Here is a 21721-nt window from a genome sequence, read left to right as displayed (position 1 = left end):
AAGCGGTGAGAGAACAGCCCGGGACCGGGGAACTCGACGGACTGCTGGTGCGTTTGAAGGAGTACGAGGGGCAGGCGGCGGCCACCTCGGGAGTGGGCAAGGACCTGGTCAACGAGCCGATGATCAGGCACTGGTGCGAGGCGACGGGGGACGGCAACCCGGCGTACACGGGGCCGGAGGCGATAGCTCCGCCGACGATGCTCCAGGCCTGGACGATGGGCGGGCTGTCCGGGCACACCGACCGTTCGTCGGCGTACGAAGGCCTGTTCGCGCTGCTCGACGGCGCGGGCTGCACGTCGGTGGTGGCGACCGACTGCGAGCAGGAGTACGTACGGGACCTGCGGCCGGGGGACCGGATCACCTTCGACGCGGTCATCGAGTCGGTGTCGGAGCGGAAGACGACGAAGCTGGGCAGCGGGTACTTCGTCACGACGCGGATGGATGTGTACGGGGCGGGGGAGTTGGCGGGGACGCACCGCTTCCGGATTCTCAAGTACGCGCCCGCCCAACGGAAAGCGGCGCCGGCGGACCGGGCGGCAGTGCACCAGCCGGCTGCGGACCGGGGGGCAGTGCACCAGGTGGCTGCGGACCGGGGGGCAGTGCACCAGGTGGCTGCGGACCGGGGGGCAGTGCACCAGGTGGCTGCGGACCGGGAGGCTGCGGACCGGAAAGCAAAGCAGGAGAAGCCCGCGCTGCGGCCCCGGCCGGTGGTCAACCGGGACAACTCCGGTTTCTGGGCAGGTGTTTCCGCGCACCGGCTGCTGATCCAGCGGTGCGAGGAGTGCGGGACGCTGCGGTTCCCGTGGCTGCCGGGGTGCAACGCGTGCGGCTGCGCACGGTGGGACACCGTCGAGGCGAGCGGCGAGGGGACGGTCTTCTCGTACGTGGTGATGCACCATCCGGCGTTCCCGGCCTTCGACCCTCCTTATGCGGTGGCGCTGGTCGAGCTGGCGGAGGGCGTGCGGATGATCAGCAACGTGGTCGGGGTGGCGCCCGACGAGGTGCGGATCGGGATGGGGGTGCGGGCGGAGTTCCACCGCTTCGACGCGGAGTTGGAGCTTCCGGTGTTCCGGCCGTTCACGGACGGAGGTGAGGCGGATGGACTTCACACCGACTGAGGAGCAGCAGGCCGCGCGGGACCTGGCGGCGCGGATCTTCGGCGATCTGTCGACGCACGAGCGGCTGACGGCGGTCGGTACGGGCACGGACGCCGAACTGTGGAAGTGGCTGGGCGAGGCGGGACTGCTCGAAGCGGTCGAGGAGATCGGTCTGCTGGGCCTGGTGCTGCTGCTGGAGGAACAGGGACGCACCACCGCCCAGGTGCCCTTCGCGGCCACGGCTGTCTGCGGGCTGCTCGCGTTGAGCGCGTACGGGACGGAAAAGCAGCGGGAAACGATGGGGCCTGGGCTGCGAAACGGCTCCGTGGTGGCGGTAGGTGCGTTTTCAGCCACCGGCGCCGGACCCGTTCGGGTGGCTACGGGAGAAAACTCGCACGGGAGTACGTCTTCCGGGGCCGTGCCTTCCGGGAGTGGGCCTTCCAAGGCCGTGCCTTGCGAGGCCGTGCTCTCCGGGACCGTGCCCGTGGTGCCGTGGTTGCTGGACGCCACCCATGTGGTGGTGCCGGACGCCGACCGGGGGCTGTGGATCGTACGGACGGGGAGTGCGGGGGTCGCCGTCGACCCGGTCGGGACCACCGCGCCCTGGTCGGCGGGGCGGCTCACGCTGAGCGGGGCACGGGGCGAACGGCTGGGCGGCCCTGGCCCCGAGGCGTACGAGCGGATCAGGGGCGCGGCGCGGATCGCCTTCGCCGGGCTGCAGGCCGGGGTGTGCGCGGGATCGGTGGCGCGGGCCGTGGCGTACACCTCGGAGCGCGAGCAGTTCGGGCGGCCGCTGTCCACCAAGCAGGCGGTCCAACTGCGTGCCGCCGACGCGCACATGGACACCGAGGCGATCCGGGTCACCGCGTACGAGGCGGCCTGGCGGTACGACCAGGCCCTGCCCCATGCGACGCATGCGCTCACCGCCGCCTGGTGGGCGTCGGAGGCGGGCCGGCGGGTGGTGCACGCAGGACAGCATCTGCACGGCGGCGTGGGGGCCGATGTGGAGTACCCGGTGCACCGGCACTTCCTGTGGGGGCGGCAGCTCGACGCATATCTGGGAGGCGGCGGCCAAGTGCTGGAGGAACTGGGCGACTTGCTGATGGAGGAGGGGACCGGGGCATGAAGGCCGGAGAGGAACTGCCGCCGCTGGAGATAGCGGTGACCCGCACCCTGATCGTGGCCGGGGCCGTCGCCTCCCGCGACTACCAGGACGTGCACCACGACGCCGAGGCCGCACGGGAGAAGGGGTCGCCGGACATCTTCATGAACATCCTGACGACGAACGGCCTGGTGGGGAGGTACGTGACGGACAGCCTCGGCCCGGAGGTTCGGCTGCGTGCGGTACGGATCCGGCTGGGCGCGCCCAACTACCCCGGAGACACGATGGTGTTGCGGGGCACGGTCACGGAGGCGGACGAGGCCGCGGGCACGGCGGAGGTCCGTGTCGTCGGCACCAACGGCATCGGCCACCACGTCACCGGCACGGTGCGGGTCGGGCCCGCAGCCTCCGACGGGCCGGTCGCTGCCCGGGAGGGGTCCGTATGAGCATCCGCAGGGCCGACAGCCTCGGCGGGAGGGCCGCCGTCGCGGGGATCGGGGCGACCGAGTTCTCCAAGGACTCCGGGCGCAGCGAACTGAAGCTGGCCGTGGAGGCGGTGCACGCGGCCCTCGACGACGCCGGGCTCACCCCCGCCGACGTCGACGGCATGGTCACCTTCACCATGGACACCAGCCCCGAGATCACCGTCGCGCAGGCGGCCGGGATCGGCGAGCTGTCCTTCTTCTCCCGGATCCACTACGGCGGCGGTGCGGCCTGCGCCACCGTGCAGCAGGCGGCGCTGGCGGTGGCGGCGGGGGTGGCCGAAGTCGTCGTCTGTTACCGGGCGTTCAATGAACGTTCGGGGCGGCGGTTCGGTTCCGGGGTGCAGCGGCGGGAGCCGTCCGCGGAGGGGGCCGCGCTCGGCTGGGCGCTGCCGTTCGGGCTGCTCACGCCCGCGTCGTGGGTGGCGATGGCGGCGCAGCGCTATCTGCACACGTACGGGCTGACCCCGGAGGCGTTCGGGCACGTCGCCGTCACCGACCGGCGGCACGCGGCGCGCAATCCGGCCGCGTACTTCTACGAGAAGCCGATCACGCTCGCCGACCATGCCGCCTCGCGATGGATCGTGGAGCCGCTGCGGCTGCTCGACTGCTGTCAGGAGACCGACGGCGGTCAGGCGATCGTGGTGACCTCCGCCGAGCGGGCCAGGGACCTCGCACAGCCGCCCGCGGTGATCGTCGCCGCGGCTCAGGGCGCCGGGCGCGGGCAGGAGCAGATGACCAGCTTCTACCGGGACACCCTGGCGGGCCTGCCGGAAATGGGAGTGGTGGCGCGTCAGTTGTGGCAGTCGTCCGGGCTCGCGCCGTCCGACATCGACGTGGGGATCCTCTACGACCACTTCACCCCGTTCGTGCTGATGCAGCTGGAGGAGTTCGGGTTCTGCGCGCCGGGCGAGGCGGCCGGGTTCGTGGCGGCGGACGCGCTGCCGCTCAATACGCACGGGGGGCAGCTCGGCGAGGCGTACCTGCACGGGATGAACGGGATCGCGGAGGCCGTCCGGCAGGTGCGCGGCACGTCGGTGAACCAGGTGCCGGGTGCGGCCCGGACGCTGGTGACGGCGGGCACCGGCGTTCCCACATCCGGGTTGATCCTGGGTGCGGATTGCTGACCGGCCCGGCGTGAGTCGTGGACTCGGCGGCTGAATGACCGTTAACTCACCATATGTACAGATTCTTTGGTTCTGCGTACGTACGAAAATGCCCTCCGGGTCGGCTGCTCGGGCCGGCAACGGTGCTCTTCGCCCTCCTCGCCACGACGGTGCTGCCCGCACCCGGGCCGGCTGCGGCCCGGCCGGCTCCGTCCGCGCGGCCCGCTCTGTCCGGACAGCCCGCTCCCTCTTCCCGGCCCGCTCCGTCCGCGCGGCCCGCGGAGGCGAAGCCGTATTCCGGCCGGCCCGTGCACTTCAAGGGCTGGGCCTTCGACACCTGCGAGGCCCCCTCCCTGGCCACCATGAGGGCCTGGCGCCGGGCCTCCCCGTACCGGGCCGTCGGCGTCTACTTCGGCGGCCGGGCGCGCGGCTGCCCCCGGCAGAAGAACCTCAACAGGCAGTGGATCAAGTCGGTCGACCGGATGGGCTGGTTCCTGCTCCCGGTCTACGTCGGCTCCCAGGCGCCCTGCGTGGAGGTGAAGCACAAGCGCGGGTACGCCATCGGCAGCGCCCCGTGGCGGCAGGGCACCGCCGAGGGACAGGACGCGGTGCGGCGGGCCAAGTGGCACGGCATGATCCCCGGCAGCACGCTCTACCTCGACATGGAGGCGTACGACATCGGCAACCGCGGCTGTGCCGAGCGCACCCTGAGCTTCGTCCGCGCCTGGAACCGTGAGGTCCGCAAGCACCGCTACTTCCCCGGCTACTACAGCAGCGCCGACTCCGGCATCAGCCACCTGGAACGGGCCAGGAAGGCGGGGGTCGGTGACCTGCCGACGGTTCTCTGGTTCGCCCGCTGGGGAAAGAAGCCGTCGGTCGCGGGAGAGCCCTCGCTGCACCCCCGCGCCTGGGCGCCGCACCGTCGCGTCCACCAGTACGCGGGCAACGTCAAGGAGACGCGGGGCGGGCACCGCCTGAATATCGACCGCAACCGGGTCGACGCCCTGGTGGCCCGCACCTGGGAGTGAGGGCCGGGGAGCGGGAGGGGGCAGGGGCGCCAGGTCAGGGAGCCAGGGCCGGGGAGCCAAGGTCTGTGGGGGTGAGGCCCTGCGAGGGTGGGGCCCTGCGAGGGTGAGGCCCGACCCTGACATCCCCAGGGCCCCCCTCCACCTTCAGGAGGTGGGGCCTGCCCCACCCCTACAACCTGAGGCGGACATGCCTTCGGGACCTGGGGCCGATCCCCTGAGCGGTCCCCGCTCATAGCGTGGAACACATGACCACGCCTGTCTGCACCAGCGCATCGAAGGCCGCCACCGGGCACGCCGGGCACACCGTGAGCCCCGGACGTACCGGGCACGCCTCCTCCTTCACCGGCTACCCGTCGTTCTCCAGCTACGTCCGGGCCCGCGGGCCCGTCCTGCTGCGCACCGCGCGCTCGCTGACCGCGAACCCGTGCGACGCCGAGGACCTGCTGCAGACCGCGCTGACCAAGACGTACGTCGCCTGGGAGCGCATCGAGGACCACCGTGCCCTGGACGGCTACGTGCGCCGGGCGCTGGTCAACACCCGCACCTCCCAGTGGCGCAAGCGCAAGGTCGACGAGTTCGCCTGCGAGGAGCTGCCCGAGCCGAGCACCGGCTCCACCGCGCCCGCCCCGGACCCCGCCGAGCAGCAGGTGCTGCACGACGCGATGTGGCGCGCGGTCATGAAGCTCCCCGACCGGCAGCGCGCCATGGTCGTCCTCAGGTACTACGAAGACCTGAGCGAGGTGCAGACCGCCGAGGTCCTCGGCGTCTCCGTCGGTACGGTCAAGAGCGCGGTCTCCCGTGCGCTGGGCAAGCTGCGCGAGGACCCGGAGCTGACCCCGGTCCGTTGATCCCGGCCTGCTGACCGCCGCGAACTCGCGAATTCTGCCTTTCTTTTGGTTACCTCCAGGTAGTGACATACCGCCGGGTACGCGCGCAGAATCGGCGGCACACGCACGGGTGACATTCGCTTCCCCGTGCCCTTTGTGCCTTTTCGCGCGCCCACCGGGAGGACGCCGTGCTCAGCACCATGCAGGACGTATCGCTGACCGTGACCCGCATCCTGAAGCACGGGATGACCATCCATGGAAAGTCGCAGGTCACGACGTGGACCGGGGAGGCGGAGCCGGAACGCCGCAGTTTCGCGGAGATCGGTGAGCGCGCCACCCGCCTCGCGAACGCCCTGCGCGACGAGCTCGGGGTCGTCGGCGACCAGCGGGTGGCGACGCTCATGTGGAACAACTCGGCCCACGTCGAGGCGTACTTCGCGATCCCCTCCATGGGCGCCGTGCTCCACACCCTCAACCTGCGGCTTCCGGCCGAGCAGCTGATCTGGATCGTCAACCACGCCGCCGACCGCGTGGTCATCGCCAACGGCAGCCTCCTCCCGCTGCTCGCCCCGCTCCTCCCGCACCTGCCGACCCTTGAGCACGTGGTCGTGGTCGGCCCCGGCGACCGGACGCTGCTCGACGGCTGCACGCCGCGCGTCCACGAGTACGAGGAGCTGCTCGCGGACCGCCCGACGACCTTCGACTGGCCGGACGTCGACGAGCGTTCCGCCGCCGCCCTCTGCTACACCTCCGGCACCACCGGCGACCCCAAGGGCGTCGCGTACTCCCACCGCTCCATCTACCTGCACTCCATGCAGGTCAACATGGCCGAGTCGATGGGGCTGACCGACAAGGACACCACCCTGGTCGTGGTGCCCCAGTTCCACGTGAACGCCTGGGGCCTGCCGCACGCCACCTTCATGACGGGCATCAACATGCTGATGCCCGACCGCTTCCTGCAGCCCGCCCCGCTCGCCGAGATGATCGAGCGCGAGCGCCCCACGCACGCCGCCGCCGTCCCCACCATCTGGCAGGGCCTGCTCGCCGAGGTCACCGCCAACCCGCGCGACCTCACCTCGATGCGAGAGGTGACCATCGGCGGTGCGGCCTGTCCGCCGGCCCTCATGGAGGCGTACGACCGGCTGGGCGTCCGGCTCTGCCACGCCTGGGGCATGACGGAGACCTCGCCGCTCGGCACGATGGCGCACCCGCCGGCCGGGCTCACCGCCGAGGAGGAGTGGCCCTACCGCGTCACGCAGGGCCGTCTCCCGGCGGGCGTCGAGGCCCGGCTGAGCGGCCCGGCGGGCGAGGCGCTGCCGTGGGACGGCGAGTCGGCCGGTGAGCTGGAGGTGCGCGGCCCGTGGATCGGGGGCGCCTACTACGGCGGCGCGAACGGCGAGGACTTCCGCCCCGACGACAAGTTCAGCGCGGACGGCTGGCTGAAGACCGGCGACGTCGGCGTGATCAGCCCGGACGGCTTCCTGACCCTCACCGACCGGGCCAAGGACGTCATCAAGTCCGGTGGTGAGTGGATCTCCAGCGTCGACCTGGAGAACGCGCTGATGGCCCACCCCGAGGTCGCCGAGGCGGCGGTCGTGGCCGTCCCGGACGACAGGTGGGGCGAGCGCCCGCTGGCCACCGTCGTCCTCAAGGAGGGCGCCACCGCCTCGTACGCCGACCTGCGTGACTTCCTCGCGCAGAGCGTGGCCAAGTGGCAGCTGCCGGAGCGCTGGGCGCTGGTCCCTGCGGTGCCGAAGACGAGCGTCGGCAAGTTCGACAAGAAGGTGATCCGCAAGAGCTACGCGGACGGCGAGCTGGACGTCACGCAGCTGTAGCGGGACGTCACGCAGCTCTAGCGGGACGTCACGCGCCTGTGGGCGGCAGTACGGACGGCGAAGGGGCCTGTTTCACGTGAAACAGGCCCCTTCGAAACAGACCCCTTCGCCGTGTGCGGGTGTTTCACGTGAAACACCCGCACACGTGGATCAGTTGGTACCGATGGATCAGTTGGTGCCGATCTTCGCCAGCAGGTCCACGATCCGGCCCTGCACCTCGTTGCTCGTGGACCGCTCCGCGAGGAAGAGGACCGTCTCGCCCGAGGACAGCCGGGGCAGCTGCGCCTGGTCGAGACCCGCGGAGGTGTAGACGACCAGCGGGGTGCGGTTCAACTGCCCGTTGGCGCGCAGCCAGTCGACGATGCCCGCCCGGCGGCGGCGCACCAGCATCAGATCCATGACGACCAGGTTCGGCCGCATCTGGGTGGCGAGGTTGACCGCCTCCGTGTCGGTCGCGGCACGCGCGACCTGCATGCCGCGCCGCTCCAGGGTGTCGGTCAGGGCGAGCGCGATCTCTTCGTGCTCCTCGATGAGCAGGACCCGGGGCGGGTGCTGCTCGCTGTCGCGCGGGGCGAGCGCCTTGAGGAGGACGGCCGGGTCCGCGCCGTAGGCCGCCTCCCGGGTCGCCTGCCCCAGACCCGCCGTGACCAGCACCGGGACCTCGGCGGCCACGGCCGCCTGACGCAGCGACTGGAGCGCGGTACGCGTGATCGGCCCGGTCAGCGGGTCCACGAACAGCGCGGCCGGGAAGGCGGCGATCTGCGCGTCGACCTCGTCGCGGGAGTGCACGATCACCGGCCGGTAGCCCCGGTCGCTGAGCGCCTGCTCCGTGGAGGTGTCCGGGGCGGGCCACACCAGCAGCCTGCGCGGGTTGTCCAGCGGCTCCGGGGGCAGCTCGTCGTCCACGGGCCGCGGGACGGGCCGGTTGGCGACCTCTACGGCCCCGCCGGGACCGTCCAGCGGCTCAGGACCCTCGCTGCCCTCGTCGGGGGCCTCTATGGCGTACGCACGCCCTTCGGAGGCCGTCGGGATGAGCTGCGGTGCGTCCGGGCCGGTGGATGCGGCACCCGCGGGTGCGGTGCCGGAGGGCGGGGTGCCGCCCGCGCCGCTCTCGTACGCACCGCCGCTCGCGTACGCGCCTGTCTGCGCGCCCGGCCGAGCACCGGCCGGGTCCTGCGGGGGGCTGCCCTGCGGGTGCGGGCGGGCGCCGGGCTCGGCCGGGGGCGCGATCGCCGCTGCTGCCGGGCGCTCCGCCTCCGACGGCGTGGCCAGCCTGCGGCGGCGGCCGGAGCCGAGCGTCTGGTTCTGCTGCTGTGCGATCTGCTGCGCGAACGGCATGCCCTGCCCGAGCGTACGGACGCTGAAGGCGCGGCCCTGGGTCGAGTGCGTTGACTCGGAGGGCTGCGGGAGCGGCAACGGCTGCGGCTGGGACGGGGTGTACGGCTGTGCCTGGGGCTGCGGCAGTGGCTGCGGCTCCGGATTGGCGACCTTGGCGGTGGGCGTGGGCCAGCCGCCGTGCGCCGCCTGCTCGTTGGGCGCCTGGGCCGGTACGTCGCCGGAGCGGCCGGGGTTACGGTCCGCCTCGGCGGGCGGCAGCGCGAACGGGCTGCGCGCGCTCTCCGCCTCGGCGGCCGGAGCGGTGGCCAGCGCCCGTCGGGCCCGACGGCCGCCGGGGGCGCCGGTGCCCACGCCGGGCTGGCCGCCCTGGCTCGGGGACTGGCCCTGGGATTGGCCCTGGGACTGGCTCTGGCCCTGTGCGGCGCCCGCGGTGGCGAACACCTGGCCGTGCCCTGAGGTGTCGTCGGCGGACGGATCACCGCTGCTCGCGGGGCCGTTGCCAGTGCCTGCGGGGGGAATTCCGGTGCCCGGCATGGCGGATGCCTCGACGCCCGGCGGCCGTCGGCCGTACGAGACACCGGACTGGGCCGCCTGGGCCGCCTGGCCGGTCTGTCCTGCCTGGCTGCTGCCGCTCCCCGGCACCGGCGCACCGGCCGGGTCGGCGGGAACGTCCTGGCCCGCATGGCCCGTCCGGTTCGATGGGCCTGCTTGGGCTGCTTGGCCTGCTTGACCTGCATGGCCCACGCTCGCGCTCGGGCTCGCGGGAGGCAGTGCGGGCATCGCGCCGCCGTCGCGGCGGCCCGCAGGGGCCTGCGTCTCGGCGGCCTGCGCGGGAAGTCCCTGCGGAGGAACGCCCTGGGTCGGGGGCACTACCTGGGGCACTCCCTGCGGAGGCACGGTGTCCCTCAGCGCCGCACGTCCGGCCGCGCCCTCCTCGGCCGTCACCACGGAACCCTCCGCCGGACCGCCGGACGGCTTCGCGGGTGCGGGCAGCGCCAGAGCCCGACCGTCACCGGCGTGACCGGCTGAGCCCGCGCCCGTACCCCGGCCCGTACCCGTGCTCGCACTTGCGGCTGCGCCCGCGGCTGCGCCCGTACCGGCGTCACCGGTGGGCGCCGACGGATTTCCGCCGCCGCTCCCCGGTCCCTCGGCCGGGCTGGGCCGCCCGCGCCTGCGGCCCGTACCGCCGCCCGTGCCGCCGGATCCCTCGCCCGTGCCCTGTGCCGGGATCAGTTCCTGCTGCTGGTGCTCGTCGGCCGGCCCGCGCCGTGCGCGCCGCCGTCCGCTCGGAGCGGCCTGCGAGGCGGCGGTCTCCGCCTCCGCACCGGGCTCACCGGAGTTCCCGCCGGTGCGGCCGTCGCTTCCGTCCGCGTCGAGGAACGCGTCGGTCGAGGCCCGCCTGGCCCGCCGTCCGCTGCCCTGCTGGGCAGGCACCGCGGCCGTCGCACCGGGACCGTTCCCGGCACCACCGGCGCTCGGAGCGGAATCCCGGGCGGAATCCTGGGGGACGTCCTGGGCGGCAGGGGCCTGAGCCGGAGCCGAGGCCGGAGCCGGAGCAGGAGCCGAAGCCTGAGCCGAGGCCGGAGCAGGCGCCGAAGCCCCCGAGCCCGCCCCCAACGGCACCTCCAGGACGTACGCGCTGCCGCTCATGCCCGGCACCTCGTGCGTCTGCAGCACGCCGCCGTGCGCTGCGACGATGCCGCGCACGATCGGCTCGTGCACCGGGTCGCCGCCCGCGTACGGCCCGCGCACCTCGAAGCGCACGACCTCGCCGCGCTGCGCGGCGGCCACCACGATCGTCGAGTCGACGTAACCCCCGCCCGCCGCAGCGGCCGGAGCCTTGCCGGTGGAGTCCACCCCCGCCACGTCCGCCACCAGGTGCGCGAGCGCCGTCGCCAGCCGCCCGCCGTCCACCTCGGCCTCGATCGGCGGCGCGTGCACGGCGAACTGGGCGCGCCCGGGACCGATCAGCTCGACCGCACCCTCGACGGCCGCCGCGACGACCCCGTCCACCAGCACGTTCGTCTTGACCAGCGGCTCGGTCCCGGCGACAAGACGCTGGAAGCCCAGCACGTTGTCGACGAGCGTCGTCATCCGTGCGTACCCGGCGGCCAGGTGGTGCAGCACCTGGTTGGCCTCGGGCCACAGCTGTCCTGCCGGGTCGGCGGCCAGCGTGCCGAGCTCGCCGCGCAGCTCCTCCAGCGGGCCGCGCAGCGAGCCGCCCAGGACGGCGCTCAACTGGGCGTGCTGCCCGGCCAGTTCCTCGAACCGCTCCCGGCCGAGCGCGGCCTCCGCGTCGTACCGCTCACGCGTCGCGTCCAGTTCCTCGGTGCGCTGGGCGATCTCCTCGGCATGCTGGGCGACCTGCCGGTCCAGCTCCTCGGCGTGCTGGGCGATCTGCTCCTCGTAGGGCCGGCGGTCGGTGAACGTCATCACCGCGCCCACCAGCTGCTCCCCGTCGCGCACGGGAGCGGTCGTCAGGTCGACCGGCACCTGCTTGCCGTTCTTCGCCCACAGCACCTGCCCGCGCACCCGGTGCTTGCGCCCGGACTTCAGGGTGTCGGCGAGCGGCGACTCCTCGTACGGGAACGGCGTCCCGTCGGCCCGCGAGTGCACGGCGAGCGCGTGCAGCTCCTTGCCGCCCAGGTCGCTGGCCCGGAATCCCAGTATCTGCGCGGCGGCCGGGTTCGCGAGGACGATCCGTCCGTCGTTGTCGGTGCCCACCACGCCCTCGGACGCGGCGCGCAGGATCATCTCGGTCTGCCGCTGCGAACGGGCCAGCTCGGCCTCGGTGTCGACGGTGCCCGACAGGTCCCGTACGACGAGCATCAGGAGCTCGTCCCCGGTCAGTGAAGTGGCACCGGCCGGCCGGTCCACCGAGAAGGCGTCCCGCCCGTCCGCGAGGTTCGCGCTGGTCACCTCGACGGGGAACGCGCTCCCGTCGGTGCGCCGCGCGGTCATCCGGGTCGGCTTGGTGCGCCCCTGGGCGTCCGCGTTGTCGGGACGGCGCATCGATCCCGGGATCAGCTTGGAGTCGAACTCCGGCAGCAGGTCGAGCAGCCCGCGCCCGACGAGCGCGGTGCCCGGGGTCTCGAAGGTCTCCAGGGCGATGGTGTTGGCGTTGACGACGGTTCCGTTGCAATTGACGAGCAGCAGCCCGTCGGGGAGCGCGTCGAGTATCGCTGCGAGGCGAGCAGCGCCTCGGGATGGCCTGCTGCTCACAACGACGGTTCCTCCCTGATTACTGCACCTTGCCCAGGCGATCCCGCCCGGTCGGCGACCCTCCGGCGGCCCCAATTTTCCCCTCGGGCCGCGCGTTGTCACTGGAAGGAGTCTAAAGGCTGGGAATACGGGCGTGACGGCGGATGAGAGGGGGAGCTGCTGTGGAGCTGTGCCTGCCCAGGAAGCAGATCTTCACGCCGTCCGGTACGGATCTTCGTGCGACAAGGAGTGGATCTTCGTGCGACAAGGAGTGGATCTTGGCCCGGCGACAGGGGTGGATCTTGGACCGGTGCGGAGTGGATCTCCGGGTCCCGTGCGGATGCCGCGAGGTCGCGCACGGAAGTCCTCGGTGGAAATCAGCCGCCGAAGTCGTCTGCCGAAGTGCTTTGCCCTGGCGCCCGGTCGCCTAGTACCGTGGGGTGCGATTGGTGACACCGCGCAATGCTGTGCCATCATCTGCAACGCACCTACTCGCGATCGCGCAGGCGATGGCGTACGTGGGTCGTGCTGGAGGCGTCGCCTAGTCCGGTCTATGGCGCCGCACTGCTAATGCGGTTTGGGTCTTAAAGCCCATCGAGGGTTCAAATCCCTCCGCCTCCGCCAGCACGTCGAAGCCCCGGTCCACCAGGACCGGGGCTTCGGTCGTTCCCGGATGTCGTTCCCAGGGCTGCTGCCGGAGTTGCCGCCGGGGCGGTTCCTGGGGGTGTTTGCGCAGGTGGGGCCGGGTGAACGCAATGGATTTCGCATGACGGCGCAGGTCATGTAATGTTCTTCTTGCAACGCCGACGGGGCGGAAAACGGCCCGGAAGCACAGCGACAAGCACTCGTAGCTTAACGGATAGAGCATCTGACTACGGATCAGAAGGTTGCAGGTTCGAATCCTGCCGAGTGCACAGCCGAGAAGCCCCCCGGACATCGTCCGGGGGGCTTCTTTCATGTGCGGGTGGAGCCGGACTGCCAGGTCCAGGCGGCGATGCCGACGCGGTTGCGGGCCTTGAGCTTCGACTGGATGTTGGCGATGTGGGTCTTGGCCGTGCCCGGGGTGATGAAGAGGCGGGCGGCGATCTCCGCGTTGGTGAGGCCTTCGGCGACCAGGCGGGCTATTTCTTCCTCGCGGGGGGTGAGCGGGGACGGCCGGCTGGGCGTGGGTGCGGGGGCCTCGGGCGGGGGCGGGGTGAGGGACTGGAGGAGGCGGACGGTGATCTGGGGGCTGATCAGGACGTCGCCTGACATGGCGGCGCGTACGCCCTCGATCAGAAGAGCGGGTCCCGAGCGCTTCAGGAGGAAGCCGCAGGCGCCGTCGCGCAGTGCCGTACGTACGTAGTCGTCGTGGTCGAACGTGGTGATGACGAGTACGGGGATGGGGTCCACCGCGTCCGGGCCGGTCAGTCGGCGGGTGACTTCCAGGCCGTCCAGGCCCGGCATGCGGATGTCGGCCAGGACCAGGTCGGGGCGGAGCGAACGGGCCAGGTCGACGGCGGTGGTGCCGTCGGCGGCCTCCGCGATCACCGTCATGTCCGGCTGGGAGTCGAGGATCAGGCGGAAGCCCGTGCGGATGTCGGCCTGGTCGTCGGCGAGCAGGATGCGGATCACTTGTGCTCCGGGTGGGGTGCTTGAGGCGTCTGGGCTGTCTGGGCTGTCTGGGGTTGCAGGGGGGTTAGGGGGAGTACGGCTGTGAGGTGCCAGCCGGTGGGGTGGTCGACGGGGTGGGGGCCCGTGGTGAGGGTGCCGCCGAGGGCGCGGGTGAGTTCGGTGAGGGCGGGGATGCCTCGGCCGCCGTGCCGGTGCGGGCGGGCTCTGGGGCGGAGGGGGCGGGCGACGCGGTGGGGGCCGGTGTCGTTGGTGATGCGCAGTTCGAGGGTGCAGGGGCCCCGGGTGAGGGTGATGTCCGCGCGGGTGGCGGACGGGGCGTGCCGCCGGACGTTGGTGAGGGCCTCGACGGCTATCCGGTACGCGGCCGCGCCCGTCTCTCTGGGCAGGGATTCGGGGAGGTCCTGGGGCATGTGGAGGTGTGCCGGGGTGGGCCCTGCCGCGGTGAAGTCGGCGGTGAGGGCGGGGAGCTGGGCGACGGTGGGGAGAGGGGCGGTGGCGCCTGCCGGGCGGGGCGTGGGGTCGAGCATGTCCAGGGTGCGGTCCATGGCGGACAGGGCGTTCAGGCCGGCCTTCTCGATGCGTTCCAGGGCGAGTACGGCCTGGGTGGGGTCGGTGGCCGCGACGAAGCGGGCCGCCTGGGCCTGGACGACGATGCCGCTGATGTCGTGGGCCACGAAGTCGTGCAGGTCCCGCGAGAGCTGACGCCGCTGGTCGTGGCGGGCCTCGGTGACCGCGCGCCGGCGGAGCTTCTCCTGGCGCCGGAAGTGGCTGCCGAACGCGAGGGCGGCCAGGGCGGGGAGCAGCCAGAAGGCCGCGATGCCGGCGCCTTCGAGTACGGAGGAGATGTCGGCCAGAGGGAGCGGCCACAGGGCGATCGCCAGGGCTGCCAGGGCCACGGTGGGGCGCATCTCCCGCGGGCGTGACCAGCGGGCGACGGCCGCGATCAGGGGCAGGAGCAGGGCCGTTGTCACCAGTTTCCAGAGCGAACCGGCTTCTGCTTCCGGTCCAGGAGAGGCGAGGGCGAAGGAGGAGAGGAGGGAGAGGGCCGCGCACATGGCGGTGAGTACGGACGGATCCGGTACGGAGGCGCGTGGGGCGGGGACGGGGGCGGAGGACGTGCCGGGTGGGCCGGACGTGCCGGACGTGTCCGGTGCGGCCGTGACGCGGAGGCGGGCCAGCGGCCGTCCCGTGCGTACGAGAGCGATTGCTGCCAGCAGTACGGCTGCGGCGTCAATCCCTGTACCCAGCAGGCTTGTTGTGTGATCGAAGGTGTCCCCCATGCGGTCAGCGTACGGGGAGGGGCACGGCGGATCCCTCTGCCGATCGGCAGAGGGAGTGAGGGGGCGGACCGCGCTCTGACCTCGGGATCTGTGCCGATCGGCGGATAGGAACGGGCGGGGCGGCGGAGGAGATTGGAGGGGCAGGCAGGAGAACAGCAGGAGAGCGGCAAGAGGCCGCAGGGACAAGGGAGTTCGTGGTGATGAGAGCTGTGGTTGCGGCCGGGGTGGCAGGGGTTGTGCTGGTCGGGGCGATGGGGGTGGCGGCGCCGGGCGGAGCTGTGGCGGCCGGGTCCTCTGAGGCGGCAAGTGCCCCAGCGGCGGCCGGTGCCCTTGTGGGTGCGGAGGGTGGCAGGGCGAGTGTGAACGGGGCGGCGCGGGCGGCCTACATCGAGTCGTTGCAGGACGACATCCGCTTCAGCGTGCATGCGCGGTCGGTTCCCTTCAGCAAGCCGGTGCCGGGCATTCCGAGCGGGATGGCCACCGATGCGGAAGGGGTGGTGAGGTTCAGCCACGCGGCGCCGGCCGGGAGCAAGCCGGTGGCGGCCGAGGCGACGGTGGACTGCCTGGTCACCAGTGGCCGTACGGCCACTCTCACCGCTGTCGTCGATGCCGACACCCCGGCGATGCCGCGCGGTACGCGGATCGGCATCAGCGTGCAGCAGGGCGGCAAGGGGGAGCCGGACCGGGTCGGGTTCTCGTGGGGTGCGGCGAACATCGACACCGAGACCCTCGACGAGAAGGGGAACGTGACCATCTCGCGGGTGGGGACCTGCATGGCACCGGCGCCGTTCACCACGGTGCTCAAGGGTGGATTCCGGGTCGTGCACGCGGAGTTGGCGAAGTTCCCGGGCGCGCGGGGGGCGCAGCGGGCTCAGGGCGGGCAGGGGGCCAAGGGCGGTCAAGGAGTGGCCGGAGCGCAGGGTGCGGCGGGGGTGCAGCGTCGTGGCTAGCGGGTCGAGTGCGGCGGAGAGGGCGTACGTACCGCACGTACGGAATGGGCAGGCCGGCGTGGGCGGCCGGGAGACGCAGCCGCGGGTGTCGCGCGGGGTGCGGTGGGCGGCGCACGGCGCGGTGCTGGCGGTGCTGCCGTCCGGGCTGTGGCGGGTGGCGATCGCGCTTGGGTGGGACTCGGGGTTCCGGGACGGGGTGCTGGACCCGGAGTTCTTCCCCGGGGTCGAGTCCTTCTATCTGGTCGGACTGAGCCTGTTCGCGGAGGCGTTGGCGCTGTTGACGCTGGGGCTGGTGCGGCGTTGGGGAGAGATGCTGCCGGAGTGGGTGCCGTGGCTGGGCGGGCGGCGGATTCCGGCGGTGGCGGCTGCGGCGGCAGGCGGGCTGGGAGCGGCCGCGGTGACGGTGGTGACGTGGTCCATGGCCTTCTCGTGGGACGCCGAGATGTCGACTCAGGGGGCGCCGAGCGGGGGCAAGGCGGTCGTGATGACGGCCTGCTACGCGCCGCTGCTGCTGTGGGGGCCGCTGCTGGCGGTGGTGACGGTGGCGTACTGGAGGCGCAGGCGGCGGGGCGCTGGGGAGGAAGTGGCGCGGGGGTAGTGCGGGTGCGGGTGCGGGTGCGGCGAGGGGCCGGGAGGGGGCTTCTCGTCGTACCCCTTCCGTATGTTTGGCATGTTCCGCACAATGGTCTGGACCTTTTCTGCTCTCCCTTCGTTTTCGAGGAGTGATCTGGCCGTGTCGAGGCGACGGGTACGAGTACGGGTACGGGCCGGGCTGGTGTGGCTGCTGGCGATGTGCGGAGTGATGTTCGTGGTGCTGCCGGGGCAGGCAGGAGCGGCGGAGCGCGGGCGGCCGGGGCTGGGGTCAAGGGCGGGGCCGGGTCGGGGGTTCGTGGTCGGGGAGGCGCAGTTCGAGCGGATGTTCCCGAAGCGGAACTCGTTCTTCACGTACGAGGGGCTGGTCGAGGCGACCAAGGCGTATCCGGGGTTCGCGCGGACCGGGAGCAGGGAGACGCGGCGGCGGGAGGCGGCGGCGTTCCTGGCGAACGTGAGCCATGAGACGGGCGGGCTGTTCTACGTGGTGGCGCAGAACACGGACACGTATCCGGTCTTCTGCGACGACACCCGGCCGTACGGATGCCCGGCGGGACGCGCTGCCTACTACGGGCGCGGGGCGATCATGCTGAGCTGGAACTTCAACTACAAGGCGGCGGGCGACGCCCTGGGGATCGACCTGCTGAACAACCCGTGGCTGGTGGAGCAGGATCCCGAGGTGGCCTGGATGACGGCCCTTTGGTACTGGAACACCCAGCAGGGGATGGGCGAGTACACCGGACATCAGGCGATGGTGCGGGGGAAGGGCTTCGGCGAGACGATCCGGAGTCTGAACGGGCCCGAGTGCGGGGGCGGGAAGCCGGAGCAGGTGGCGCACCGGGTGGGGCTGTACCGGGAGTTCGTACGGGTGCTGCATGCGCGGCCGGGGCGGGGCGTGAGCTGCTGAGGGAGCGGGGTGCGGGCTGCTTCGGGGGCGTTGTCAGTGGTGGGGGCCACACTGGCGGTATGGAGAGGGAACGGGCGCGGCAGTGGCGTAGTGCGGGGGTGAGCTGGGCGGGCGGCGTGCCCGGGCTGCGGTGGGAGCCGGGGGCGGGTTCCGGCGGGGCCGGGCCGGTCGGCGGGCCGGTCAGTCCGTTGTCGTACGGGCCAGTGGCGGGCGGCGGTGGGAACGCGTACGGGCGGGGGATCGGCTTCCGGGTGGTCGGGGAGCGGCGGTGCGTGGGGGTGCGGGGCAATCCGTGCCCGTACGCGGCGGCGGTGGCGGGGCGGGCCACGCAGGCGCAGTGTGCGGACTGCGCGCGGCTGGACCGGTCGAGGTCGGTGGCGGCCGACACGATGGCTGACGATCCGCGCCCGTATGCCGTGTACCTGGCGTGGTTCGGGCCGGGGATGGTCAAGGTGGGGATCACCCGGGAGGACCGGGGGCCGGCGCGGCTGCTGGAGCAGGGGGCGGTGACGTTCAGCTGGCTCGGGCGGGGGCCGCTGATGGCGGCGCGGCGCTGCGAGGAGTTGCTGCGGGCGGGGCTGGGAGTGCCCGACCGGATCTCGTACGCGAAGAAGCGTGCGGTACGGGCGGCGCTGCCGGTGGCGGAGAAACGGGCGGCGGAGGTGCGGGAGTTGCATGCGCGGGCGGTGGGGCTGACGGGGTGGCCGGAGGCGTTGGGGGTGGTCGGGTGCGAGGTGGTCGATCATGCGGGGGTGTTCGGGTTGGAGGGGCCGGCGGGGTTGGCGGGGGCGGCGGACGTGGTGGGTGTGGTGCGTGAGCTGGTGAGTGGAGGGAGTGTGGCGGGGCGGGTGGTGGCTGTGGCGGGGCCGGATCTGCATCTGGAGGTGGTGGGTGCGGGGGCGGTAGGGGCTGCGGGGGTTGTGGTTGTGGACAGTCGGTTGTTGGCGGGGTGGCGGTTGGAGCGGGGGGATGTGGGGGGTGGGGTGACGGTGCCGGTGAAGGGCGTGGAGAAGGAGAGGGAGACGGGGGTGCAGGAGGGGTTGTTCTGAGGGGGGGCTGGTTGGGGTGCGGGAGTTGCTGGGGCGGAATGAGAGGTTCCTGTCGCCTATCGGGTGAACTTCGGCTGGTTTCACGCCAGTTGGCTTGACGGATGTGTCAGCTTCCGGGTGGAGGTGATGCTCGATGTACGAGCAGGAGAACGGGCCGTCGGAAGAGGCGACGGTGCAGCGGCAGGACGCGATCGACATTGGTGACTTCGTGTACGCGGCGACTGGTGCGCGGGTGCGGAGGGTGACGTTGCCGGATGGGACACACTGGTTCCCGGCGGTCGATGTGGCAGCCAATCTGGGATACACGAACACCAGGGATGCACTGCTCTATGCGGTGTCGAAAGACTACGCAACTACGCTCGGCGATCTTGCGCAAACCGTCGAACCACTCGACGGTTCACGCAAGATTGCAGGTCACGGGCTCAAAAGATCGATGAGGATGGTGAATCTTCGAGGTTTGATCCAGCTTGTCAACGGGTGCACGAAGCGGGAGGCAGAGCCGTTTAGGAACTGGGTCGTGGAAGTTATCGCGACCATCCAGCGAGACGGTTCGTACTCTCTCGAACCGGCGCCGATGCAGCCTGCACCGAGCGGTGGGACGGCGTACGTCATGCCGCCCGAGGTCATCGACGCGATCGTGCGGCTGGAGGAGCGGAACCTTCGGGCCGACGAGGCGCTGGTGGCCATGCAGGCGGAGAGTGTCGGGCATGCGCGTCGGACCAATGAGCTGCTGACGGAGATCGCGCGGGCTCAGGAGGAGACCTGCCGGGCCCAGCAGTCCATGGCGGACGCGCTGCATCAGATTGCGCAGACGCTGGGTTCTCTCGGTGAGCAGAGGCAGGAAGCTGAGCGGGAGCCGGGGGTTACGCCGCAGGAGCTTCTCGATGTGTGGCGGCGACGGAAGTTGGTGGTCACCGAAGACGTCCACGCGGTGGCGGCGTACATCGCGCCTGCGCTCATCGGCGGTGAGGCGCGGTACAGGCTCGAAGAGATCGCGGCGCGTACGGGGCTCTCGACGGCTCGTGTGCATGCCTGTCTGAGGATGCTGATCAAGCATCAGTGCATCCGGCAAGTTGGCTGTGCGCAGGACGGTGCGCCGGTTTACGTGCTCGTGTAGGCAGTGCGAGAAACGGGCCCGAAGCCGCAAATCGAAGTTGCGGCTTCGGGCCCTGTCGTACCGTACCGGACTTGTTGTGGGACGAGGACGAGAGTGTGCTTCTGAAGCACGCTCTCGTCCTCGTGATCTTGATAAACGTGTCTGCTCAGCAGACACGTTGCGCAAGATCGCAGGTCAACCCCTGTGGATAACTTGCAACTTCAGGTATTTGTGTCGCGCACGTACCGTGCCGGACATGACGACGACGGCAGCAGCAGCAGATGAAGCGGCGCAGGTGCGGGCGTTCTGGGGGCGGCTCGGGGTTCCGGGGCTGGTGGATGTGCATACGCACTTCATGCCCGAGCGGGTGCTGGAGAAGGTGTGGGCGTACTTCGATGCCGTCGGGATCGATGCCGAAGGGCCGATGCCCGGGGTCGAGTGGCCGATCACGTACCGGTACGAGGAAGAGGAACGGGTCGCGCTGCTGCGGGAGTTCGGGGTGGTGGGGTTCACCTCGATGCTCTATCCGCACAAGCCCGGGATGGCGGAGTGGCTGAACGGGTGGGGGGAGGATTTCGTGGCGCGTACGGAAGGCTGCTTGCGGACGGCGACCTTCTTCCCGGAGGCGGGGGTCGAGGGGTATGTGCGGCGGGCCGTGGAGGGTGGGACCCGGGTCTTCAAGTCGCATGTGCAGGTGGGGGCGTACGACCCCAATGACCCGCTGCTGGAGCCGGTGTGGGGGCTGCTGGCGGAGGCCGGGATTCCAGTGGTGATGCACTGCGGGTCCGGGCCGATGCCCGGGAAGTTCACCGGTCCTGGGCCGGTCGGGGAGCTGCTGGAGAGGCATCCCCGGCTGCGGCTGATCGTGGCGCACATGGGGATGCCCGAGTACGCCGACTTCCTGGACCTGGCGGAGCGGTACGGGGAGGTGCGGCTCGACACGACGATGTCGTTCACGGACTTCAGCGAGCGGATTTCGCCGTTCCCCCCGCGGGAGTTGGGGCGGCTGCGGGACCTGGGAGACCGGGTGCTGCTGGGGAGCGACTTCCCCAACATCCCGTACGGCTACCTGCACCAGCTGGAGTCGCTGGAGCGGCTCCAGCTGGGCGAGGAATGGCTGCGGGCGGTCTGTTACGAGAACGGGGCCCGGCTGTTCGGGCTGAGCTGATCCCCGGGGCCGTTGGTCGATTCCTCGAAGCTCTCAGAGCAGCGCCTTGGCCAGGGCCCGCCATTCGGCGCGGGGAAGGGCCTCGTGCCGGTCGTCCGTGGTCAGGGCCTGAAGCGCCAGGTGGTCGGCGCCCGCCGCGTAGAACTCCTCCGCCTTCGCCCGTACGCGGTCCTCGTCGCCCAGTGCGAAGAGGGCGTCGAGGAGGCGGTCGCTGCCGTTGTTCTCGAAGTCGGCCTCGGTGAAGCCGAGGCGGAGGAGGTTGTTGGTGTAGTTGGGGAGCGGGAGGTAGAAGCCGAGCATCGTACGGGCGACCGTGCGGGCCCGGTCCAGGTCCGGGTCGAGGACGACCGTGAGCTCAGGGGCGAGGAACGCGTCCGGGCCGAGCGCCTCGCGCGCCTGGGCCGTGTGCTCCGGCGTGACGAGGTACGGGTGGGCGCCGGCCGCGCGGGACGAGGCCAGCTTCAGCATCTTCGGGCCGAGGGCGGCCAGGATCCGGCGCTCGGCGGGGAGGGGCTGCGGAGCCTCGTCGAGCGCGTCCAGGTAGGCGACCATCGCCGAGTACGGGCGGGCGTACTGCGGGGCCAGCGCGTCGTGGCTGACGCCGAGCCCGAGCAGGAAACGGCCGGGGTGCCGGGTCTCGAACTCGGCGATCTGCGCGGCGACCGACTCCGCCGTGTGCTCCCAGATGCTGAGGATGCCCGTCGCGACCTTGATCCGGCTCGTCGCCTCAAGGAGCGGGGCGGCGTCGTCCAGGGACGGGCTGCCACCGGTCCACACCGTGCCGTAACCGAGGTCCTCCAACTCTGTGACCGCATCGGTCAGTTCCAGGCGGCCCTCGGGAGTGGTGGGGCGGAGGGCGGCGCTCCAGATGCCGAGGCGGCCGTACGTACGGGTGTGGCGGGAGGTGTGGGAGGCAGGTGAGTCGGAAGTCATGTGGGGGCAACGGGGAGGTCGGCGGGGCTATTCCGCGAATCCGGGACGTGTGGGTTTCCGCTCCGCGCGGCCCGGCTTCCCGTACGGGTGCGGGTCGGCTTCCCGGCCGGGTGCGGC

The 21721-nt window shown here is 71.7% G+C and carries 17 protein-coding genes and 2 tRNA genes; 15 read left to right on the top strand and 4 right to left on the bottom strand.

What is annotated here, in order from left to right; translation table 11 throughout:
* Nucleotides 1-5 precede the first annotated feature (5 nt).
* From ACH4SP_RS13105 to ACH4SP_RS13075, 7 genes are all read left to right on the top strand, one after another.
* The gene (locus ACH4SP_RS13105; RefSeq protein WP_398413897.1) at nt 6-1118 is read left to right on the top strand and encodes a bifunctional MaoC family dehydratase N-terminal/OB-fold nucleic acid binding domain-containing protein; all 1113 of its coding nucleotides are present in this window, start codon (nt 6-8) and stop codon (nt 1116-1118) included.
* Nucleotides 1099-2223 carry an acyl-CoA dehydrogenase family protein gene (locus ACH4SP_RS13100; RefSeq protein ID WP_398413895.1) on the top strand — a complete coding sequence of 375 codons (1125 nt, stop codon included), beginning with the start codon at nt 1099-1101 and terminating at the stop codon, nt 2221-2223. The genes ACH4SP_RS13105 and ACH4SP_RS13100 overlap by 20 nt, the downstream gene beginning before the upstream one ends.
* Entirely contained in the window at nt 2220-2645 is a 426-nt protein-coding gene (locus ACH4SP_RS13095) for a MaoC/PaaZ C-terminal domain-containing protein (protein ID WP_398413892.1), read from the top strand. Before ACH4SP_RS13100 ends, ACH4SP_RS13095 begins: the two co-directional genes overlap by 4 nt.
* Nucleotides 2642-3808, top strand: coding sequence for a lipid-transfer protein (locus ACH4SP_RS13090; RefSeq protein WP_398413889.1), 1167 nt, complete (start codon nt 2642-2644; stop codon nt 3806-3808). The genes ACH4SP_RS13095 and ACH4SP_RS13090 overlap by 4 nt, the downstream gene beginning before the upstream one ends.
* Nucleotides 3809-3861: 53 nt before the next feature.
* Nucleotides 3862-4815 (top strand): DUF1906 domain-containing protein, encoded by a 954-nt coding sequence (locus tag ACH4SP_RS13085; RefSeq protein ID WP_398413887.1) that lies wholly within the window; start codon nt 3862-3864, stop codon nt 4813-4815.
* 245 nt (nt 4816-5060) lie between these two features.
* Nucleotides 5061-5663 carry a SigE family RNA polymerase sigma factor gene (locus ACH4SP_RS13080; RefSeq protein ID WP_398413882.1) on the top strand — a complete coding sequence of 201 codons (603 nt, stop codon included), beginning with the start codon at nt 5061-5063 and terminating at the stop codon, nt 5661-5663.
* Nucleotides 5664-5830: 167 nt separating this feature from the next.
* A complete protein-coding gene (locus ACH4SP_RS13075; protein ID WP_398413879.1) occupies nt 5831-7477 on the top strand; it encodes a long-chain fatty acid--CoA ligase in 1647 nt (548 codons plus the stop codon).
* Nucleotides 7478-7645: 168 nt separating this feature from the next.
* Here the strand turns inward: ACH4SP_RS13075 and ACH4SP_RS13070 are convergent, their stop codons facing one another.
* Nucleotides 7646-12037 (bottom strand): PAS domain-containing protein, encoded by a 4392-nt coding sequence (locus tag ACH4SP_RS13070; protein WP_398413877.1) that lies wholly within the window; start codon nt 12035-12037, stop codon nt 7646-7648.
* 509 nt (nt 12038-12546) lie between these two features.
* On the opposite strand from ACH4SP_RS13070, the gene ACH4SP_RS13065 reads away from it, so the two are divergent.
* A tRNA-Ser gene (locus tag ACH4SP_RS13065) sits at nt 12547-12640 on the top strand.
* 217 nt (nt 12641-12857) lie between these two features.
* Nucleotides 12858-12930: transfer RNA gene (locus tag ACH4SP_RS13060), tRNA-Arg, on the top strand.
* A 40-nt stretch (nt 12931-12970) separates the two neighbouring features.
* Here ACH4SP_RS13060 and ACH4SP_RS13055 read toward each other — a convergent pair.
* A complete protein-coding gene (locus tag ACH4SP_RS13055; RefSeq protein ID WP_398413874.1) occupies nt 12971-13630 on the bottom strand; it encodes a response regulator in 660 nt (219 codons plus the stop codon).
* On the bottom strand, nt 13627-14910 hold the full coding sequence (locus ACH4SP_RS13050; RefSeq protein WP_398413872.1) for a sensor histidine kinase: 1284 nt from the start codon (nt 14908-14910) through the stop codon (nt 13627-13629). Before ACH4SP_RS13050 ends, ACH4SP_RS13055 begins: the two co-directional genes overlap by 4 nt.
* A 200-nt stretch (nt 14911-15110) precedes the next feature.
* Between ACH4SP_RS13050 and ACH4SP_RS13045 the strand changes: the two genes are divergently transcribed.
* From ACH4SP_RS13045 to ACH4SP_RS13020, 6 genes are all read left to right on the top strand, one after another.
* Nucleotides 15111-15860, top strand: coding sequence for a hypothetical protein (locus ACH4SP_RS13045; RefSeq protein ID WP_398413869.1), 750 nt, complete (start codon nt 15111-15113; stop codon nt 15858-15860).
* Nucleotides 15853-16458, top strand: coding sequence for a hypothetical protein (locus ACH4SP_RS13040; RefSeq protein WP_398413867.1), 606 nt, complete (start codon nt 15853-15855; stop codon nt 16456-16458). Before ACH4SP_RS13045 ends, ACH4SP_RS13040 begins: the two co-directional genes overlap by 8 nt.
* A gap of 192 nt (nt 16459-16650) precedes the next feature.
* Nucleotides 16651-17358, top strand: a complete 708-nt coding sequence (locus ACH4SP_RS13035) for a chitinase (RefSeq protein ID WP_398415051.1) — start codon at nt 16651-16653, stop codon at nt 17356-17358.
* 59 nt (nt 17359-17417) lie between these two features.
* Entirely contained in the window at nt 17418-18407 is a 990-nt protein-coding gene (locus tag ACH4SP_RS13030; protein WP_398413865.1) for a DUF2797 domain-containing protein, read from the top strand.
* Nucleotides 18408-18540: 133 nt separating this feature from the next.
* Nucleotides 18541-19524, top strand: coding sequence for a Bro-N domain-containing protein (locus tag ACH4SP_RS13025; protein ID WP_398413863.1), 984 nt, complete (start codon nt 18541-18543; stop codon nt 19522-19524).
* 235 nt (nt 19525-19759) lie between these two features.
* Nucleotides 19760-20671 carry an amidohydrolase family protein gene (locus ACH4SP_RS13020; RefSeq protein ID WP_398413860.1) on the top strand — a complete coding sequence of 304 codons (912 nt, stop codon included), beginning with the start codon at nt 19760-19762 and terminating at the stop codon, nt 20669-20671.
* Nucleotides 20672-20704: 33 nt separating this feature from the next.
* Here the strand turns inward: ACH4SP_RS13020 and ACH4SP_RS13015 are convergent, their stop codons facing one another.
* Nucleotides 20705-21604, bottom strand: coding sequence for an LLM class F420-dependent oxidoreductase (locus tag ACH4SP_RS13015; RefSeq protein WP_398413858.1), 900 nt, complete (start codon nt 21602-21604; stop codon nt 20705-20707).
* Nucleotides 21605-21721: the final 117 nt, after the last annotated feature.

Source organism: Streptomyces sp. NPDC021093, assembly GCF_044333135.1.
Classification (GTDB): domain Bacteria; phylum Actinomycetota; class Actinomycetes; order Streptomycetales; family Streptomycetaceae; genus Streptomyces.
Note: the sequence above shows the minus strand (reverse complement) of the source record. Positions and strands in the feature narration are given on the sequence as shown.

Excerpts from the sequence above, each read along its gene's own strand:
- ACH4SP_RS13025 (WP_398413863.1), top strand. The coding sequence starts at position 18,541 with ATGTACGAGCAGGAGAACGGGCCGTCGGAAGAGGCGACGGTGCAGCGG.
- ACH4SP_RS13030 (WP_398413865.1), top strand. The coding sequence starts at position 17,418 with ATGGAGAGGGAACGGGCGCGGCAGTGGCGTAGTGCGGGGGTGAGCTGG.
- ACH4SP_RS13095 (WP_398413892.1), top strand. The coding sequence starts at position 2,220 with ATGAAGGCCGGAGAGGAACTGCCGCCGCTGGAGATAGCGGTGACCCGC.
- ACH4SP_RS13085 (WP_398413887.1), top strand. The coding sequence starts at position 3,862 with ATGTACAGATTCTTTGGTTCTGCGTACGTACGAAAATGCCCTCCGGGT.
- ACH4SP_RS13090 (WP_398413889.1), top strand. The coding sequence starts at position 2,642 with ATGAGCATCCGCAGGGCCGACAGCCTCGGCGGGAGGGCCGCCGTCGCG.
- ACH4SP_RS13020 (WP_398413860.1), top strand. The coding sequence starts at position 19,760 with ATGACGACGACGGCAGCAGCAGCAGATGAAGCGGCGCAGGTGCGGGCG.
- ACH4SP_RS13035 (WP_398415051.1), top strand. The coding sequence starts at position 16,651 with ATGTGCGGAGTGATGTTCGTGGTGCTGCCGGGGCAGGCAGGAGCGGCG.
- ACH4SP_RS13045 (WP_398413869.1), top strand. The coding sequence starts at position 15,111 with ATGAGAGCTGTGGTTGCGGCCGGGGTGGCAGGGGTTGTGCTGGTCGGG.
- ACH4SP_RS13050 (WP_398413872.1), bottom strand. The coding sequence starts at position 14,910 with ATGGGGGACACCTTCGATCACACAACAAGCCTGCTGGGTACAGGGATT.
- ACH4SP_RS13080 (WP_398413882.1), top strand. The coding sequence starts at position 5,061 with ATGACCACGCCTGTCTGCACCAGCGCATCGAAGGCCGCCACCGGGCAC.
- ACH4SP_RS13015 (WP_398413858.1), bottom strand. The coding sequence starts at position 21,604 with ATGACTTCCGACTCACCTGCCTCCCACACCTCCCGCCACACCCGTACG.
- ACH4SP_RS13100 (WP_398413895.1), top strand. The coding sequence starts at position 1,099 with ATGGACTTCACACCGACTGAGGAGCAGCAGGCCGCGCGGGACCTGGCG.